The 18,163-nt window shown below is 69.3% G+C and carries 13 protein-coding genes and 1 pseudogene; 5 read left to right on the top strand and 9 right to left on the bottom strand.

The window, feature by feature from the left end; translation table 11 throughout:
* Positions 1-167 precede the first annotated feature (167 nt).
* Complete coding sequence (locus OG252_RS49075; protein ID WP_266446583.1) at positions 168-947, top strand: IclR family transcriptional regulator; 780 nt, start codon at positions 168-170, stop codon at positions 945-947.
* A 26-nt stretch (positions 948-973) separates the two neighbouring features.
* Here OG252_RS49075 and OG252_RS49070 read toward each other — a convergent pair whose 3' ends face one another.
* Both OG252_RS49070 and OG252_RS49065 read right to left on the bottom strand, forming a co-directional pair.
* On the bottom strand, positions 974-1,393 hold the full coding sequence (locus OG252_RS49070; RefSeq protein WP_329344645.1) for a nuclear transport factor 2 family protein: 420 nt from the start codon (positions 1,391-1,393) through the stop codon (positions 974-976).
* A gap of 167 nt (positions 1,394-1,560) precedes the next feature.
* Positions 1,561-3,270, bottom strand: a complete 1,710-nt coding sequence (locus OG252_RS49065) for an MFS transporter (protein ID WP_329344644.1) — start codon at positions 3,268-3,270, stop codon at positions 1,561-1,563.
* A gap of 695 nt (positions 3,271-3,965) precedes the next feature.
* Here OG252_RS49065 and OG252_RS49060 point away from each other — a divergent pair.
* On the top strand, positions 3,966-5,159 hold the full coding sequence (locus tag OG252_RS49060) for an FAD-dependent monooxygenase (RefSeq protein ID WP_329344643.1): 1,194 nt from the start codon (positions 3,966-3,968) through the stop codon (positions 5,157-5,159).
* Positions 5,160-5,191: 32 nt separating this feature from the next.
* A complete protein-coding gene (locus tag OG252_RS49055) occupies positions 5,192-6,091 on the top strand; it encodes a dioxygenase family protein (protein ID WP_329344642.1) in 900 nt (299 codons plus the stop codon).
* 237 nt (positions 6,092-6,328) lie between these two features.
* On the opposite strand, the gene OG252_RS49050 is transcribed toward OG252_RS49055, so the two are convergent.
* The 5 genes and pseudogenes from OG252_RS49050 to OG252_RS49030 form a co-directional block, all read right to left on the bottom strand.
* Positions 6,329-6,628 (bottom strand): IclR family transcriptional regulator domain-containing protein, encoded by a 300-nt coding sequence (locus tag OG252_RS49050; protein WP_329345444.1) that lies wholly within the window; start codon positions 6,626-6,628, stop codon positions 6,329-6,331.
* A gap of 112 nt (positions 6,629-6,740) precedes the next feature.
* Positions 6,741-6,830, bottom strand: a pseudogene (locus OG252_RS49045) (IclR family transcriptional regulator); the annotation flags it as partial.
* Between the two features lie 55 nt (positions 6,831-6,885).
* Positions 6,886-7,113, bottom strand: coding sequence for a hypothetical protein (locus tag OG252_RS49040; RefSeq protein ID WP_329344641.1), 228 nt, complete (start codon positions 7,111-7,113; stop codon positions 6,886-6,888).
* Between the two features lie 192 nt (positions 7,114-7,305).
* A complete protein-coding gene (locus OG252_RS49035) occupies positions 7,306-8,379 on the bottom strand; it encodes a sensor histidine kinase (protein ID WP_266446571.1) in 1,074 nt (357 codons plus the stop codon).
* Entirely contained in the window at positions 8,376-9,104 is a 729-nt protein-coding gene (locus OG252_RS49030; protein ID WP_266446568.1) for a response regulator transcription factor, read from the bottom strand. Before OG252_RS49030 ends, OG252_RS49035 begins: the two co-directional genes overlap by 4 nt.
* Positions 9,105-9,280: 176 nt before the next feature.
* Between OG252_RS49030 and OG252_RS49025 the strand changes: the two genes are divergently transcribed.
* Complete coding sequence (locus OG252_RS49025; protein WP_329344640.1) at positions 9,281-11,530, top strand: MMPL family transporter; 2,250 nt, start codon at positions 9,281-9,283, stop codon at positions 11,528-11,530.
* Between the two features lie 147 nt (positions 11,531-11,677).
* Here the strand turns inward: OG252_RS49025 and OG252_RS49020 are convergent, their stop codons facing one another.
* The gene (locus OG252_RS49020; protein WP_329344639.1) at positions 11,678-15,328 is read right to left on the bottom strand and encodes a family 78 glycoside hydrolase catalytic domain; all 3,651 of its coding nucleotides are present in this window, start codon (positions 15,326-15,328) and stop codon (positions 11,678-11,680) included.
* Between the two features lie 393 nt (positions 15,329-15,721).
* Positions 15,722-16,015, bottom strand: a complete 294-nt coding sequence (locus OG252_RS49015) for a hypothetical protein (protein WP_329344638.1) — start codon at positions 16,013-16,015, stop codon at positions 15,722-15,724.
* A 589-nt stretch (positions 16,016-16,604) separates the two neighbouring features.
* Here OG252_RS49015 and OG252_RS49010 point away from each other — a divergent pair.
* Positions 16,605-17,834: a GNAT family N-acetyltransferase gene (locus OG252_RS49010; RefSeq protein WP_329344637.1), complete on the top strand. Its 1,230-nt coding sequence runs from the start codon at positions 16,605-16,607 to the stop codon at positions 17,832-17,834.
* Positions 17,835-18,163: the final 329 nt, after the last annotated feature.

The following is an 18,163-nucleotide window of genomic DNA, read 5'->3' as shown; positions in this document are numbered from 1 at the left end:
GTCGAAAGATCAAGACAACGTCGAGCGGACCGTTCGCGGCAGTTGCGCGAGGTAAGTGACTGGCTGCGGGCAAGACTTCAGCAAACCGAGCATTGTTAGAACGGTGGCATCCATCCAACGAACATGAAAGGTAGGGTGACCGAGGCCGCCAACGATGGAGGAGAGCCATGCCTCGCGCGCACGAGCCAGGACGCTCAGTCAGCTCTCGACTGTGGGATCTGCTGTTCTCCTTCGACCCCAACCACACCGAGCTGAGCCTCGCCGACCTGGTACGGCGTACCGGCATGCCGCAGGCCACCGCCAGGCGCCTCACGCTCGACCTTCTGGAGGCCGGCGCGCTGGAGCGCACCAGCGACAACCGGTTCGCGATCGGCCTGCCCCTGTGGCGCCTCGGAACCCTCGCACCGCGCGCCGAGACGCTGCGCAGCGCCGCGCAGCCGTTCGTGGAGGACCTGTACACGGCACTTCACCAGCATGTGCAGCTGGCCGTCCTCCAGGGCGACCAGGCCGTGATCATCGAGCGGCTGTCGGCGGTCAACGCCGTCGGTCTGACATCGCAGGTCGGCGGCCTTCTGCCCTTGCATTGCTCAGGTGTCGGCAAGGTGCTTCTGAGCCACAGCAGTCCCGCCTTCATCGATGAGGTGCTGGCGGGAAGGCTGCAGCGCTTCACTCCCAAGACGATCGTGGACCCCGCCGAACTCCGTCGCGAACTGGCGTCCTGTCGCTCGACCGGAACGGTGGTCGTCAAGGAAGAGCTGAGCGAAGGGGCCGAGTCGGTCGCGACGCGCATCCTCGATGGCCGCGGCACAGTCGTCGCGGCTCTGTCCGTTGTGGTGGCTGCGGGCTCGATCAAACTGCAAGCGGCCGTACCCTCGCTGGTCACGAGCGGACTGGGATTGTCCAGGAGTCTCGGCTGGAGGCCGGGCATTCCCATTCGCACCTCATAGCCCTTCGTGGGGCGAGGACCGGCACGTCATGCCGGCGGTTGCCGCCGGGAGAGCTGCATGTGGCCGAGGCGCCATCCCTCGTCGGTGGAGAACCACACCCGTGTGGCCACGGCCTGCACCAGGAACGGTGGCAGGTCAGGCAGGCGCCGGATGCGCATCTTCTGAAAACACGTCACGATGGCCCGTCCCCCTCGCTCCCGACACGTAACCTCGCTGGTCTCAGCCTCGACGGTGGATCCCATGGACGCGTTGTAGCTGAGGAAGTGCTCGCGTCCATGGACATTCCCGACCGGGCCGTGAACGGTCACGCAGTCGGGGAGCATGAGTTCACGCTGCTCCTCGTCGCCCTTCGTGATCGCGACGAGCCACGCCGCCTCCGCCTGAGCAACCGTGGCCGGCATGCGGACGTCGTTCGTACTGCTCGCCCCTGGGTGCGCAGTGGTCATCGTTCGTCTCCTGTCAGAGTGCGTCTGGTGATCGTTGTGTGTTGTGCGCCGTCTTGTTGTGCGCCGTCACGCCGCAACTGCTGTTGCCGAGGAGGAGTGGCGGCGGGCGTCCGGTTGTGCCGGCCGGCCTGCTACCCGTGTCCGGCGCCGATCCGTTCGTCGGGCGGTCAGTCGATCAGGGTGTGCGGGTCGTCGTCGAGATGAGTCTTGCCCATGCCACCGCGCGCTCCCACGAGAGTGAGTGCCGCAGCCACGAGAGCAGCCACACCACCGAGCACGTATGCGAGGGAGTAACTGCTGCTGAGGGCGTCGAAGGCGACGTCCTTGAGTGGGTTGAAGGGCATGACCTGACCGTCCGGCAGCGTGATGCTGGCCGGCACCGAGTTGGCGCCGAGCGGGCCCGACTCCACGGCGTGAACTGCCGCCTCCAGCTGCGGTCTCTGGTCCGCGGGGGCATTGGCCGCGGAGGCCTGGAAGGCCTCGTAGGCGTTCCTCAGTTCAGGATCGCCGGCCAGCTTGCCGGCGATGTCGTCGGCGGCTCGGCCCAGCGCGACAGCACCGGCGATCGCGGGGCCGAGGGCGAACCCGAGGTCCCGGAACGTGCTCGTGACACCGCTCGCCATACCGGCGAGGTGGTTGGGCAACGTGTTGACCGCGACCGCGCTGATGGAGGCGAAGGCGAGTGCCGAGCCGACGCCGGCGAGGATCAGAGGCCCGACGATGGCGCCCAGGGCCCGATCGCTCGTCGGAACGCCGGCGAACCACAGTCCGCTCGCGCCGATGAGGATCATGCTGGCGAAGAGAACCCACCGGGGGTTGTAGCGCTCGAGCAGCTTGGAGGTGAGGGGCAGCAGTACGAAGCCGATGCCTCCGAAGAAGAGGTAGGCGACGGAGCTCTTCAGTGGGCTGAATCCCTGGATGGTGGTGAGGCGGATACTGGTGCCGTACATGATCACGAGGAACGCGAACATACCGATCAGGGTGACCACCGAGTTCATGGCGAACGCCCGGTTCCTGAACACGCTCAGGAGAAGCAGCGGTTCGGCCGCACGGCTCTCGGCGAAGACGAACAGGACGAGGAAGACGACCGCGACGAGGAACGCGATGACGATCTGCGGGCTCCCCCAGCCACTCTCTGGGCCCTGGATCACGGCGTACATCAGAGCGAACAGGCCGAGCGCGGCAGTGATCTGACCCGGCCAGTCGATGGATCGGCCCTCCGGCGAGGCGGAGTTCTGGGCGCGGGCCAGCGACAGGGCCGCGCTCACCGCGGCGATGACAAGGACGCCGACGAAGGCCCAGCGCCAGTTCGCGTTCCCGGACCAGCCGAGTTCGATCTTGGCGGCGACACCTGCCAGCAGCGGTCCCAGGAAGCCGCCGACCGAGAGCGCGGTGGCCCAGATCGCCACGCCACGCGCGCGGGTGGCGGTCGTGTGCGTACCGGCCGCCACCATGGCGAGGCTCGTCGGGAAGATGGCCGCGGCCCCGATGCCGTTGAGGACCTGGGCAAGGATCAGCAACGTCACCCGAGTGTCGGTCGAGGATCCCTCAGCCGGCACCAGGACCGCGAGAGCCGAGCCCACGACAATGAGCGCGGCGCCCCCGATGAGCAGGCGCTTACGGCCGAACAGGTCACCGAACACACCGAAGCCCAGCCCCAACGCGGCGACGGGAAGCATGAAGGCCTCGGTGATCCAGGTCAGTTGGGCCGAGGACGGCGCGAGATCCTGCTGGATCAGCCCGTTGATGAGCGAGGGAACGGACAGGGCGATCTGTGCGAGGCACACGGCGAGAACCACCGCCGCGAGAGTGCCTGAGCTCAGGGTGTATCTGCCGCCCTCTCCCTTTGACGCACTGGGTGAATCGATCTGGACCATGGACGACTCCTTGCGCACAAAGCGCTGCCATCGGACCGGCGTTCGCCGCCGGACCCAGCTGTGGGTGCTTCTGTCTCGGTCGTCCGGCAACACCGCTGCCGAACGACCCAGGAGCCTTCGCGGACCGCCTCCGCGTGACTCTTCGACCGGACCTGATTCAGGACGCGCGGCCTGGTGGCCAACCCATCGAGCAGCGACAAAATAGGGTGTGGTCCCCGTCACGCCCAATGGGCATGTTCATTGGACGAACAGGTCACCACTCATCCGCAGCTCCGATACCCAAGGTCCATGAGCCACGGCTTCGCCGGGGCGGGGCCGGGCTCGGTTGGTGCCAAGAGGCACTTCGCTTCAGAAGGGCCACCGTTGAATGACCAACGGGCCTCGACGAGCTCCAGCGTCGGCCGGCGCACCGTGGCATGGGGCAGCCCGGTCCCCAGGGTCAGGTCGGCGAGGGGGATTCGGGAGCGGGCGGGCCGGAACGCGAAGCGAACCTTGAACATCCCTGAGCTCACGCTGCGACCGGCGTGACCGGCGTAACCGGGCTGACCGGAACGGGGCGTCGGACCTCAGCTCCTCGTGGCGGCTGCCCGAAGAAGGTGTCCATTGAACGAACATAGCCGTTCTCGGCTGTACCGGACATCGGTCAGGATCGAGGTCTGACCAGGTTGTTCCCTTCGAGACAGAGGAGTGGGTCCATGCCCGCCCTTGTGCACGGCCCGCGGATCGCCATCATCGGGGGTGGCATCGGTGGTCTCGCCGCCGGCGCCTTCCTGCGCCGCGCCGGGCTGACCGCCACCGTCTACGAGCAGGCGCCCGCACTCGCCGAGGTCGGCGCGGGGCTGGTCGTGGCTCCCAATGCCGCACGGCTGCTGCGTCGGCTCGACGTCATGGAGCAGTTTCTGCGCCGGGCCGTGCCGCTGGACTGGGGCTGGGAGTTCCGGCGCTGGACGGACGGCAGCGTACTGTCGGTGGAGAAGCTGAGCGGTGTGTGCGAGCGGCTCTACGGCGAGCGCACCTACGTCGTTCACCGAGCCGATCTGTTCGACACCCTCAGAACGGCCGTGCCCGGCGAGTGGATTCGTCTGGGCGCCCGGTGCACGGCGGTCGACCCGGGCCCGGACGGCGCGCTGCTGCGCTTCGCCGACGGCAGCCAGGTCGAGGCCGACATCGTCATCGGTGCCGACGGCGTGCACTCCGTCGTCCGCGGCGCGGTGGCCGAACCCGAACCGCCGGAGTACTCCGGCATCTGCGCCTTCCGCACCATCGTGCCGGCCCACGCGGCGCCCGACTTCGCCCTTCGCCCGGCCCAGACCCTCTGGCTCGGGCCCGGACGGCACTTCGTGCACTACCCGATCGGCGACGGGAGCGCCGTCAACGTCGTGGCCTTCACCCCCGCCGGCGATTTCACCGACGAGTCGTGGAGCACGACGGCCACGATCGAGGAGTTCCACGCCGAGTTCGCCGACTGGGACCCGCGGGTGACGGACCTCATCGCCGCGGGCAGCGTCCCCGGACGCTGGGCACTGCTGGACCGCACACCCCTGCGTCACTGGAGCCGGGGCAGGATCACGCTGCTCGGCGACGCCGCGCACCCCATGTTCCCCTTCTTCGCCCAGGGCGCCGCCCAGTCCATCGAGGACGCCGCCGTACTGGCGCGCTGCCTGGCCGGTTCCCTGGACGACCCCGAGCAGGCGCTGAAGCAGTACGAGTCGGCACGCATCGAACGCACCACGCGCCTCCAGCAGGTCAGTCGTGCCCGCAGAGACGTCAACCATCTGCCCGACGGGCCCGAGCAGCAAGCTCGTGATGCGGCGCTGGCCGGGTCCGACCCCCTGGTGAGCAATGGCTGGATCTACGGTCACGACGCCGAGGAGGTCTCCGCCGCGTGAACACCCATGCCGAAGCCAGGAAGAACCTGAGGATGACCACCACCACTTCCGCAGTGTCGGACGAGCAGCGTCAGATCGAGGACGAGCTGGTCCGCACGGTGCTCGCATCGTTTCGGAACACGCCTGACCCCCGGCTCAAGGAGGTGATGCAGGCACTGGTGCGGCACCTGCACGCCTTCATCCGTGACGTCCGCCTGACCGAGGCCGAATGGCAGCATGCCATCGACTTCCTCACCGCGGCCGGACACATCACCACCGACCGTCGCCAGGAGTTCGTCCTGCTCTCCGACGTACTCGGCGCATCCATGCAGACCATCAACATCAATCACGAAGCCACCGCCGACGCCACCGAAGCCACAGTCGTCGGCCCCTTCTTCGTCGAAGGCTCCCCCGAGATCCCCCTCGGCGGCGACATGGCCGCCGGCGCCCCGGGCGAACCGTGCTGGGTCGAGGGCACCGTCACCGACACGGACGGCAATCCCGTCCCCGGGGCGCGCCTGGAGGTCTGGGAAGCCGACGAGGACGGCCTCTACGACGTGCAGTACGACGACGGCCACCTGGCCGGCCGGGCACATCTGTACACCGACGACAAGGGCGGCTACGCCTTCTGGGGCCTCACTCCCACGCCGTATCCCATCCCCCACGACGGTCCCGTCGGAGCCCTGCTCGACAAGACCGCACGCTCGCCCCTGCGCGCCTCCCACCTGCACTTCATGGCCACCGCACCCGGCCTGCGCACCCTCGTCACCCACATCTTCGTCGAGGGCGACAGCCTGCTGGACTCCGACGCCGTGTTCGGCGTCAAGGACTCGCTGATCAAGCGGTTCGAACGGCAGCCGGCCGGCACCCCGACCCCCGACGGGCGCGATCTGTCCGGAAAGAGCTGGTCCCGCGTGCGATTCGACATCGTGCTCCCTCCGCAGCAGACCTGACCGCCAGCAGACATGACGGCCCGCACATCCGGCCCCGCAACTCCGGTCAATCTGGCTGGGAGGGCAGGATCACGTCACGCTGGTCGACGATCCCGTCGCTCTCCAGGCGTCACCCCGTGGCGCGGCGCGGTGGCCTCGTACGGTCGGTTGGATGGTTGCCGCTCATCCCGGAACGCCAGGCCCTGCGGACCGTCGGCGACTACGTCAGCGGGACTCATGCGTCCTCCGGGTGCGGATTCAGCCAGGGCCATGCAGCTCCTCCAACTGGCTCGGTAGGGCCCGGCCGGCGGGGCCATGGGCGAGGAGGACCAGGCCGTTGGAGGAGGCGTGCAGCGGGAGGCGGCCCGCGATGCGGGTGTAGTTGACGATCGCGCCCGGTGCCGTCAGCCGCTCCAGGAACAGCGCCTCGTCACCGTCCAGCACGCCGAGCTGGACATGGTGGCCGACGACGTCGTGGACGCCTTCCATGAACGGCATGGCCGCGTTGCGCAGGGACAGGGTGGGCGAGGCCCGGGTGGCCAGTTCCCACATGCGCATGCCGATTCGGATCCGGCGGTCGGCATCCCGGGTCAGGAACCCGTACGGGGCTGCACGTGGCCACCAGCCGCGACGCGGTGGCCACGTGCAGCCCCGTACGCCGGGAGATCTCCGAGACGGTCAGCGCCGATTCCTCCGGCGTGAACGCCTCGAAGATCCGTACGACCCTGGCCAGAACCGACTCGCCGTTCCGTGTTCTCACCTCGCCATCATCTGATTCCCTCCAGGTACGTCAAGCTTGCGGTTCGCTGTCGCCATCAGGCGCGGAGGTCGGCAGCGGCCTCAGCGCCGACGTCGGCACCGGCACCGGCACCGGAGCAAGCGGTCTCGTCGGCCGCGGCACGGTATTCGCCAGTGCCGGCGGCCATACGGCGGCTCACTTCACCGAGAACGTCGGCGAGCGCCCGCACCTGGTCGGGCATGAGCACATCGATGAGCAGGTCCCGGACCATCTCCACATGGCCGGGCGCCGGCTGCTCCAGCAAGCCCGAAGCCCTGGACGCCCGCCCGGTCCGCGCAACCGTCCGACACCACCGCACCCGAGCGCACGTTCGGACTGGAGGTGGGGAACGCGGTCACGCTGACCAATGAACCGGCCCAGCCCGACGCCTTCCTGAACGCACCGGCCGAGTGGTGGCTGCGCCTCACCACCGGGCGTCACGCACCCGCTCGTTCTCTCAAGCGGGCGCGGGCGCCTGCTCCCGTAGGACCGGGAAGACCACATCGACGCGCGTGCCCTTGCTCGACGTACTGTCGAGTTCGACGCGCGCGTGATGGACTTCGGCGATGGCCGCGACGATGGCCAGGCCGAGGCCGCTGCCGCCGCCGGCTCGGCTGCGGCTCTTGTCCGCCCGGTAGAAGCGGTCGAAGACGTGGGGGACGGCGTCCGAGGGGATACCCGGTCCCTCGTCCTGGACGCGGAGCGTCACGTCGTCGCCGCTGGTACCAAGTGTCACGACGCATCGCGCGGTGGCGGGGGTGTGCATGCGCACGTTGCCCAGCAGGTTGGCCAGCAGACCGTGCAGTTGTGCCTCGTCGCCCAGCACACTCACGCCCGGGTCGACGTGTACCTCCAGCGGGCGTTCCGGTTCGGCCGCGGATGCGTCGCGGCAGGACTCGCCCACGATCCTGCTGAGATCCACAGGCTCCAGGTCCGCCGTGCCCTCTTCGTTCTCCTCGTCGAAGCGAGCGAGCATGAGGAGGGCCTCGACGAGCCGGGTCATGCGGTGCACCTCGGACAGGATGCGGGCCATGGCTTCGTCGACTGCCGCCGCGTCCGGCAGGGCACCGCGCTGGTGGAGTTCGGCGTAGCCGCGCAAGGACTGCAAGGGGGTACGGAGTTCATGGGAGGCGTCGGCGACGAACTGGCGCATCCGGGATTCCGAACGCTCGCGCGCAGTCAGGGCGGCCTGGATCTGGTCGACCATCCGGTTCAGGGCTTCGCCGAGGCGGCCGACTTCGGTGGTGGAGGCGGTGACGGCTTCGGGCAGGCGATGGGCGAGGTCTCCGGCCGCGATCGAGTCGGCCATCACCGCCGCCTGCTCCAGGGGCCGCAGCTCACGACGTATCAGCGACGTGGTGACCAGTGCCACCACGCACAGCCCCACCAGCTCCGCGGTCACGATGGCGACAGGATCGGCCCCGCTCGCGAGCCAGGTCAGGGCGACGACGGCGATCGCCCCCGCGCACAAGGCGGTGACGATCACGCCGACCCGGGTACGCAGCGGCCACCGCCGCGGACGGCGGCTCATCGGTGCGGCTCCCTGATGCTGTAGCCGACGCCCCGCTGCGTGTGGATGAGACCGGGCCCCAGGGCGTCGATCTTCCGGCGCAGATAGCTGATGTACGTGGCCACCACCGTGTCGTCGCCGTTGAAGTCGTACGACCAGATGTGCTCCAGGAGTTGGGCGCGGGGTATGACCCGCCCGCTGTGCAGCATCAGGTAGCGCAGGAGGCGGAACTCGGTGGGCGAGAGGTCGACCGGTGTGCCGGAGCGCCGCACGGAGTAGGTGGCCGTGTCGAGTTCGAGGTCGGCGACGCGCAGGACCGGGTCGGCGTTCCGGGGGCGGCGCGTGCGGCGCAGTACGGCACTGATGCGGGCGGCCACCTCGTCGAGCCCGAAGGGTTTGGTGATGTAGTCGTCTCCGCCCTCGGTCAGTCCTCTGACCAGGTCCTTGCGGGTGTCGCGGGCGGTGAGGAAGACGACGGCGTGCGGGAGCCCGTCCGCGCGGAGGCGGTGCATGACCTCGAAGCCGTCGCCGTCCGGCAGCATCACGTCGAGCAGGATCAGGTCGGGCAGGAAGTCGCGGGCAGAGGCGAGCGCTTCGTGAGCGGTGGCCGCCGTGCGCACGTCGTATCCGATGAACCGCAGGAACCGGCTGACGGTGTCCAGGATGGCCGGTTCGTCGTCGACCACCAGCAGTCGGTCGCGGACCGTGTCGGCGCTGCCAGGCGTCGTGGGGGGCTCGTCGGCCATCCGGCTGTTCCAGTCCTTTCCTGGTCCGTCACTCGATCATGGCCGACGCGACGCCCTTCCTCCATGGGAGTTCCATGTGAACATCCGCCGCCAGGGCGCTTTTCGTCGGGCCGGGTGTCAGGGCGTTCCTAGCGTGGGCGTTCCTCCGTTTCCCTGTCTCTCTCGGGAGTCTGTGCGTGTCCACGCTCTTGTATCGTCTCGGCCGCTTCTCCTACCGGCGCAAAGGGACCGTCTTCGGTGCCTGGTTCATCGTGCTCCTCGTGGCAGTGGCGGCGGCGGTGGGGCTGATGAAGCCGTTCGAGTCCTCCACGACCATTCCCGGCACGGAGGCGCAGCGCGCCCTCGACGTCGTGGAGAGCAGGTTCCCGACCGACGACCATCTCGCCGGGAAGATGGTCTTCCGGGCGCCGGACGGGGCGACGATCGCCTCGGGGGCTCCAGGGGACGCTGTCGCGAAGGCGGTCGCACAGGCCGAATCCGTGCCGGGCGTGAGGTCGGCGAGTGCTCCGTCGACACGCGCCGGCACGGTCTCGTCCGACGGCCGGACGGGGATCGCCCAACTCGCCTTCACCGTGGACAAGGGCGAGAAGATCACCGAGGGCACGAAGCACCGCATGGAGACGATCGCTGAGCAGGCCCGGGGTGCGGGGCTGACCGTGGAGCTCGGCGGTGACGCCTTCCCGGGCGCCGAGGTCAAGGTGCTCGGTCCGGGCGAGGCGGTCGGTGTGCTGATCGCGCTGGGCGTGCTGGTGTTCGTCTTCCGCTCGCTGCGTACGGCGATCGTGCCGATCGCCACCGCGCTCGTCGGTGTCGCCGTCGGTGTGCTCGGCCTGATGGCCATGACCAGTGTCGTCACCATGGACAGCACGTCGATCATCCTCGCGGTGATGCTGGGCATGGCCGTCGGCATCGACTACGCGCTGTTCATCGTCTCCCGCCACCAGACCCAGGTGCGGGACGGGATGGAACCGGAGGCGTCGGCCGGGCTGGCGACCGGTACGGCGGGCGGCGCGGTGGTGTTCGCCGGCGCCACCGTGGTGATCGCACTGGCCGCGCTGGCCGTGGTGAACATCCCCTTCCTCACCGTCATGGGTCTGGGCGCCGCAGCCACGGTGGCGGTCTCCGTACTGATCGCCGTCACACTGCTTCCGGCCGTGCTCGGCCTGCGGGGCCGCAAGATCGCCGGCAGTTCGATCCCCGTACTGCGCCGCTCCGCGGAGCGGGGCCATCTGCGCGCCTCCGGTCAGGAACAAGGGACCACGGCAGGCCGGCGCTGGGCTGCGATGACAGCGCGGCGACGCTGGAGCGTCCTGACCGTGACCGTCCTCGGGCTGGGCCTCATGGCCGTTCCGGCGGCCGACCTGCAGCTCGGGCTCGGCGGCGGGAAGGACCCGGACACCTCGGCGGCCCGCGCCCAGAAGATGATCGACGACAGCTTCGGCCCCGGCTACAGCGGCACCCTGGTCGTCCTGGTCCAGGGCGCGCAGCAGGACGTGATGCCCGCCGCGAAGGAACTCGCCGCCACCGTGAAGGACCTGCCCGGCGTGGCCTCCGTGGCCCCTGCGGTCACTGCCGCGTCCGGTGACGCGGCTCTGGTCGGTGTCACCCCCACGAGCGGCCCCGAGACCGAGCGGACCAAGCAGGTCCTGGCAGAGATACGTGACGCCCGGGGCGGAGTCGAGCAGCGCACCGGCACGCAGATCGACGTCACCGGCACCACCGCGGTCAACATCGACGTGGCCGACAAGCTCTCCGCCGCGTTGCCCGTGTACTGCCTGCTGGTGATGGGCTTGGCGCTGCTCCTGCTGGTCGTGGTCTTCCGGTCGATCGCCGTGCCGGTGAAGGCGGCGCTCGGGTTTTTGCTCTCCGTCGGCGCATCCCTGGGGGCGATGGTCGCGGTCTTCCAGTGGGGGTGGCTCTCCGGTCTCCTCGGCATCAAGGACACCGGCCCGGTGCTCAGCTTCCTGCCGATGCTCCTCGTCGGCATCCTGTTCGGCCTGGCCATGGACTACGAGGTCTTCCTCGTCTCCCGGATGCGCGAGGAGTACGCCCACGGTGCTTCCCCGACCGACGCGATGGTCCGGGGCTTCGGGCACGGCGCGAAGGTCGTCACCGCCGCCGCCCTCATCATGATCGCGGTCTTCGGTTCCTTCGTACTCGCCGATATGCAGGTCATCAAGGGCATGGGCTTCGCACTGGGCATCGGCGTCCTCCTGGACGCGTTCGTCGTCCGAATGGCCCTGGTACCCGCCGTCATGGCGATCCTCGGCGAGCGGGCCTGGTGGCTGCCGCGCTTCCTCCATCGGGCGCTCCCCAACGTGGACATCGAAGGCGAACGGCTCACCCGTCACTTGGCCACCACGCAGGCGCCGCCCCGGACCGTGCCGGAAAGCGCACTCGCCGGGCACCGGTCGGACGCTGTCTAACCAGTGGGTCAGTCATGCGTGAAGAGTGCCCGGTCTGAGCCCAGCTCCCACGCCGGGCTGTCAGGGCAGCGGCCATGACCGGCACACCGCACTGTGCCGAGCACAACAGCTCGGCACAGTGCGGTCGTTCACGCAGTCAGGTCGTCGTCAGGCGTTGAAGCGGTACGAGCCCGCCCGTGCGCGGTAGACCTCGTAGGCCGCACCGCCGGAGGCGTCGTCACGGACGTGAGCGACGTCCCGGGGCGCGCTGACGGGCTTGCCCTGGGTGGGCACCCAGATCTCGGCCTCGGTGTTGTACGGAATGGTGACCGCGAGGTCGATCCTGCCGTCCGGGCGGCGGCGCCATTCCGAGGAGACCGTGCCGCGCACGGTGTCGATCGAGGCGCTGACGTGGTCGAGGGTCGCGGGCGCCAGGTCGGTGTCCTCGGGGTTCTTCGGGACTTGACTGTTGACGGCGGCCGAGGGAATGTACGGGCGGATGCGCAGCGACTCGTAGGCGGTCGAGGTCGGCTTGATGCCGGCCAGGCCCTGGTAGAACCAGGTGGCCACGTTGGAGCGGTAGTGGTGGTTGACCGAGAGCCGGTCGGTCCACTGTTCCCACAGCGACGTGGCGCCCTTGGCGATCTGGTGGACGTAGCCGGGCTGGCCGGTCTGGGTGACGGCCCTGAGCGCGATGTCCGTGTAGCCGTATTCGCTGAGGACGTTGAACTCGTAGCGCGAGCCGTACATGTCGTTCTGGATGTGCTGGTCCGCTGCCACGATGCGGTCGGCGAGCAGCTTCGCGAGGGCCTTCTTGTTCTCCTCGACCGTCTTCGTGCCGGCCAGGTAGCGGGGGTCGTTGGACTTCAGGTCCGAGCCGGGCACCAGGTCGAAGGCGATGGCCAGGGCGTTCTCGCTGGAGATGCTGCCCTGGGTGAAGTGGCCCTGGGACGCGTCCCAGTAGTTGGCGATGAACGCCTTGCGCAGGGTGCGCGCCAACTTGGCGTAGTGGGCTGCGCGTTCGGTCCGGCCGAGCCTGCGGCCCGCCTCGTCCATGTAGTCGCAGAAGTGGATGTAGAAGGCGAGGCTGATGACGGCGTTGCTGCCGGGGCTCTCGGCGCCGGAGTAGGCGCCGAGGGAGGCTTCGAACTTGTAGTCGTTCTCGGCGGTGAAGAGTGTCTCGTAGTACTTCAGGAGCGTGTCCTGGTGGTCGTAGAGCTCGGCGAACAGGCTGCTGTTGCCGTAGTACGTGTACAGCTCCCTGGGCATCACGAAGTACGCCGAGTCCCAGGCGGGCACCGCCTTCCAGGCGGCGTTCCAGCCGGGGGTGTGGTCGTAGCCGTAGCCGCCCTTGGCGATGGGGACGAACATGGGCAGCTGGCCGGTGGAGATCTGGGTGTCGGGGAATTGGCGCAGCCAGTTGGTGAAGACTCCGTTGACGTCCCAGGTGAGGGACTCCGACTCGGAGCTGGCCATGGCGTCGCCGGTCCAGCCGTTCTTCTCCCGTGACGGGGTGTCGGTGGGCTTCTGCACGAGGTTGTTCTGCTCGGCCCACTCCAGGTTGCGCTGGAGGCGGTTGAGCAGCGCGTTGTCGGTGGTGAAGGTGCCAGTTCGGGCAAAGCCCGTGCGGGCGACGCCGACCGTCAGCAGGTCCTCGTCCCGCTTCCGGTCGGGGGCCCGTCCGAGGACGGCCTCGAGGTTCATCACTTCCAGGTAGCGGAAGCCGAAGTGGCTGAACTGCTGCTCCCAGGTCTGCGTCGACCGCCTGCCGAGGGTGTAGTAGTGCGTCTGGAGGTTGGCATCGTGCTGGAAGTTCTCCTCCTCGACCGAGAGGGGAGAGGCAGCCGTGCCGTCACCGCCGACGATGCGGTTGCCGCCGCGGATGCGCAGGGTGAGGCCTTCCTTGTCGGGGCGTATGCCGGTGAGCGCCAGGCGGACCAAGCCCGTCATGATCTGGCCGTAGTCCAGGACCCAGACACCGGAGCCGGGAGCCGTCTCGGTGAGGGAAACCGGGCGCAGCGTCTGGTTGACCAGCACCGGCTCCGCCTCATGAGCCCTCAGGACGGCCGGCCTGAAGCCCTCGGGAACCGTCGTGGCGGGCAGCGCGCCGTGGTACTTCGGCGAGGGGCCCGCGCAACTGCCCGGGGGAATCAGCACGGTGGCCGGCCGCCACTCGCGGCCGGTCCTGTGGCCGACCGAGCGCCACTCCCCCAGCTCGTCCGCGCGCCGGGCGTCGTACTTCTCCCCCGAGTACACGGAGTCGAACGTCGTGGGTCCGTCCGCGCTGAGCCACTCCTTGTCCGTGACGAGGGTGGTGGTGGAGCCGTCGGTGTAGGTCACCACGAGCTTCGCGCGCATGCGCGGCTGGCCGGCGTACGGGGCGAGCTGCCAGTACCACTCCTGGGGTGTGGTCACCCCGTACCAGCCGCGGCCCAGCTCGGCGGCGACGACGTTCTCCCGGCCGGCCTCGAGCAGCGCGGTGACGTCGAAGGTGTCGTAGAGCACCGTGCGGTCGTACGTGCTCTGGTCGGTGAGCAGCCGGGGCACGTTGGTACGGCCACGGTTCGCCTGCTTGCCGTCGACGGTGATCGGGGCGCCGTTGACGCTGAAGGTGACGTTGCCGGCGGCGCTCAGGTGCAGGCGTGCCTTGGCGATGCGGCGTCCTCGGGGCAGTGTGAACGCGCGGCGCAGCACCGGGGCCGGGTTGGCGATGGGCAGCACGGCGTTCCTGCCGGGGATGTAGGGGTTCTTGGGCGGGAAGGTCAGGCCGTCGAGGGTGGCGATGCCCGCCTCGAAGGGGTTGGCGCCGGTGGTGAGGTCGACGGAGAAGTCGGGGGCACCGGTGCCGGTCACCTTGGCGCTGCGGACGGTGGCGGAGGTAGCGCCGCCGAAGCCGAAGCTTCCGTGGCGGCGGATCTGGTCGCCGGTGAGCGTGCGGCTGTCGACCTCGACGCCGTTGATGGTGGTGGTCACGGTGAGCCCGTGGGCCGCGACCCGCACGGTGTGGTCGCGGGTGGCCCAGGTGTCCTTGGTCAGTCCGGTCGACGCCGGGAGGGTGACCGTGCCGACCGGGACGCTACGGGTACCGGCGGCGGTGGGGTTGGTCTCGCTCTGGGGGTCGTAGTAGTTGACGCCCCAGTTCGGCTTCGAGGTCCCGTCGTCCACCCATGTATTGCCGGCGTAGTGGCTGGTCTTCATTACCAACTGCATATCGTCGCCGGACTGCCGGACGGTCCAGTTGAGCCCCTCACCCCAGGTCTTGCCGATGGGTTCGGCTCGGAGCAGCAGGGACAGACCACCGGCGGTGTCGGGCCCGCCGCGGAAGACGACGGTCGCGGTCAGGTCCTTCCAGTCGTGGCCCTGCGCCTCGCGGCCGCCGATCCACCGTGCACCCGACCAGTCCTTCTCTCCCTTCAGCAGGCCGGTCTCCCACATCGCGGGCTCGCTCCAGGGACCGGCCGCGCCCTTCTCGTCCCAGGTCCGCACCCGCCAGAAGTACGCCCGCTCCGACCGCAGCGCGCCGCCGCCACAGGCCACTTCGGTGCTGTTGGAACCCGCCGCGCCCGCCACCTTGCCACTGCGCCAGACGTCCCACGTTCCGGGTCTGGTGCCGACCTGGATCTCGTACGCGGTCTGCCTGGCCACCGGGGGCACCCAGCTGAACGCAGGAGCGGTCTCCGTGCCCAGGGGTTCGACCCGGGAGTTGACCTGCAGATGCGTGGGAGTGGAACCGTGTCGGCCGGATACCGCACCGCTCGCCGCCACGGCGTTCGGCGCGGCCGCGAGCGGGAGGGAGGCCCCGGCTGTCGCCGCCGTCATGATGCCGAGCATGTGTCGGCGGCTCAACGCACTTCTGTTCGCCTCGGCCACGGCTCTTTCCTTTCGTTTGCGCACAACGAGATGCGCAGGCAAGGGACAGCGATTGACGGTCCCGTGAGGTATTGCCGCGCCGGAACGGCCGGGGGTCCCTCCCCACCGCATCAAGCGAGTTGAAACGTTTCAATACCTTCCAAGTGGAAAGCTTACGAACAACCTCGGTGAAAGCACAATGGTTTGGACTGAGGGCGACGCCCGCCGGAAGGATCCGTCCTGGTCAGCGCCCCGCCGGAACCGCGGAAGCCGGTCAGGGCGTCGGCCTCGTGGCACCACAGGGCGGAGCAGACGTCGTACGCGGGCTGCTCCACTGCGGCTTTGAAATACGCGGCTGCGTGCCTACCCTTTCGGGGTGCCTTGGCCGGCGAGGTGGTCGGTGAACCAGTCTCCGGTGAGCGCGTCGCGTGCGGCCGCGCGGTTGTAGATGGTGTGCTCGCCGTCGGGCCGGATCCGCACCGTGGAGGTGGCGGGGTCGGCGGCGCGCAGGAACGGCTCCTGGTCCTCGTAGCGGGCGAGGGGGTCGCGGCCGCCGTGCAGCAGGGGCAGCGGGCAGGTGATGCGGTGCTTGTCCGGGTCGAAGCGCAGGCCGTCCATGACCTCGGCAACCCGGTCCAGGTCGTCGGTGCCGGCCACGGCGGCCAGAGGGTGGAGTGGACGCGCTCACCGTGGCTGCCGTCGCCGAGCGGGCCGGGTATGGCCGTCGGCAGCATCTACCGTCGGTTCGGCGGCAAGGAAGGACTCCTGCTGGCCATCCAGCACGCCTTCACGGGAAACCTCCAGGCCGAGATCACGGAGCGCATGGCCGTGGAGCGGTTGAGCATCCTGCGCCGACTGCCGACGCGGCCGCGGGCTCGGGCTCGGGCTCGGGCTCGGGCTCGTTCAGACTCCAGGCTGTTCTTGGTCTTGCGGACAATGTCGGCGCCGGTCCTCGGCGAGCGCGAGCGCCAAGTCCAGGATCAGGGAACGTTCGGGAACCGTCACGGCGATGCTGCTGAGTCGAGGGCGTCGTGCCGGCGCTGGGTCTTCTGCTTGTCGGTGCTGACGTTTGATGAACGAGGTAGGGCTGTGGCACTCATCCGGCCGGTCCGGGCTGGGACCGGGCTGTGCTGTGAACGGCCGCGGGCCCGGCCGTAATTCGCTTGCCTTGTCCACGAGTCAAAGCATGCACTGTGGCCGGACACCACGAGTCGTGGTGCCGGTATTTCGAGGAGGCAGCGGCGCAATGGAGATCCGTTCCACGACCGATGAGGACCTTGACGTCTTCGTCGACACAGTCCATGCCGCGTTCGGGCACTTCCGGGAAACTCCGGTCGAGGGCGGCGGTCTTTGGTGGTCGGCGCTCGAAACGGACCGCTGCCTGCTCGCCCTGACGGAGGACGGGCGGCCCGTGGGCACCGCCGCCGCGCACTCCTTCGAGCTCACCCTGCCCGGCGAGACCCTCGTCCCGGCCTCCGGGGTGACCGCCGTCGGCGTCCTGCCCTCGCACCGGCGCCAGGGCGTGCTCAGCGCGATGATGCGTCATCAGCTCGCCGAGCTCCGGGCCCGCGGGGAGTTCCTCTCCGTGCTGTTGGCCTCTGAGGCCCCGATCTACGGCAGGTTCGGCTACGGACCGGCGACCTACACGGCGCGGCTGACGGTGCCGCGCCGCGTTGCCGCCCTCGCCGTTCCTCGGGCGCGCGGAGTGACCGACGCGCCGGCGACCGGCTCGGGCAACGGCTCGGTCGAGGTGCTGCGACGTGCCGAGTGCGGCGAGATTCTGGAAGAGGTCTACGACAGGTATCGCCGCGCACAGCCCGGCGCGCTGTCCCGGCCGCACCGCTGGTGGGCCTTGCGCGCGGGGCAGCCCCCGATCTCGCCGGCGCCGCGCTATGTCGTCGTTCACCGGGACGCCGACGGCGTCCCGGACGGGTACGCCAGCTACTCGATCGAGTCCGGCACCCTGACGGTCGACGAGACCATCGCCACCGACGACTCCGTCTTCACGGCCCTGGCCCGGTTCGTACTCGGACACGACCTGGTCTCTCAGATCGTGTTCCAGCACGTCCCGCCCGAGCACCCGCTGCGCTGGCAGCTTGCGGACTTCCGCGCCGGCGAGGTGAGCGGTGCCATGGACTGGCTCTACGTGCGGCTGCTGGACGTCCCGCGAGCGCTGACGGCACGCGGCTGGTTCACGGACGGCGAGCTCGTCCTCGACGTCGAGGACCCGTTCCTCGGCGAGCACGGCCGCTACCTGCTGACCGTCCGGGACGGCAAGGCGGAGTGCGTTCCGACGGATCGGGAGCCCGACCTGTCCCTGGACACCAGCGACTTGGGTTCGGTCTACCTCGGCGGCACCGCCCCGAGCACGCTCGTGCGTGCCGGACACATCCGGGCCCACCGCCCGGGTGCGGCCACCCTCGCTGACGCACTCTTCCGCGCCGAGCGTTCCCCGCACTGCCTGCACTGGTTCTGACCGCGCGCTCGCCGCCCCTGGACAAGTCTCGTCAGCCGGGCAAGCTGGTCGCCCTCCAGGGGCGCGAGGTGCTCGCCGATCATGAAGTTCAAGCACCAGGACCCGACTTCGAGGAAGTCGAGTGCCAGGTCGCGCTCCGGGCCGATGGCCTCACGGACCGCCGAAATCCCGTCCACGATGGCGTTGATCGCGGCGGGCGTGGCGAGGGGCTCCAGCCGGCCGCAGGGGTTGAGCTTGACCGCCGTCATGCCCTTGGCGACCTGCGCGGCCGCCAATTCGGCCAGTTCCTCGGGGGTTTCGCCGCCGACCAAGCCGTAGACGCGCACCCG

Source organism: Streptomyces sp. NBC_01352 (genome assembly GCF_036237295.1).
GTDB lineage: Bacteria > Actinomycetota > Actinomycetes > Streptomycetales > Streptomycetaceae > Streptomyces > Streptomyces plumbiresistens.
This window is presented reverse-complemented; position numbering and strand designations above follow the sequence as displayed.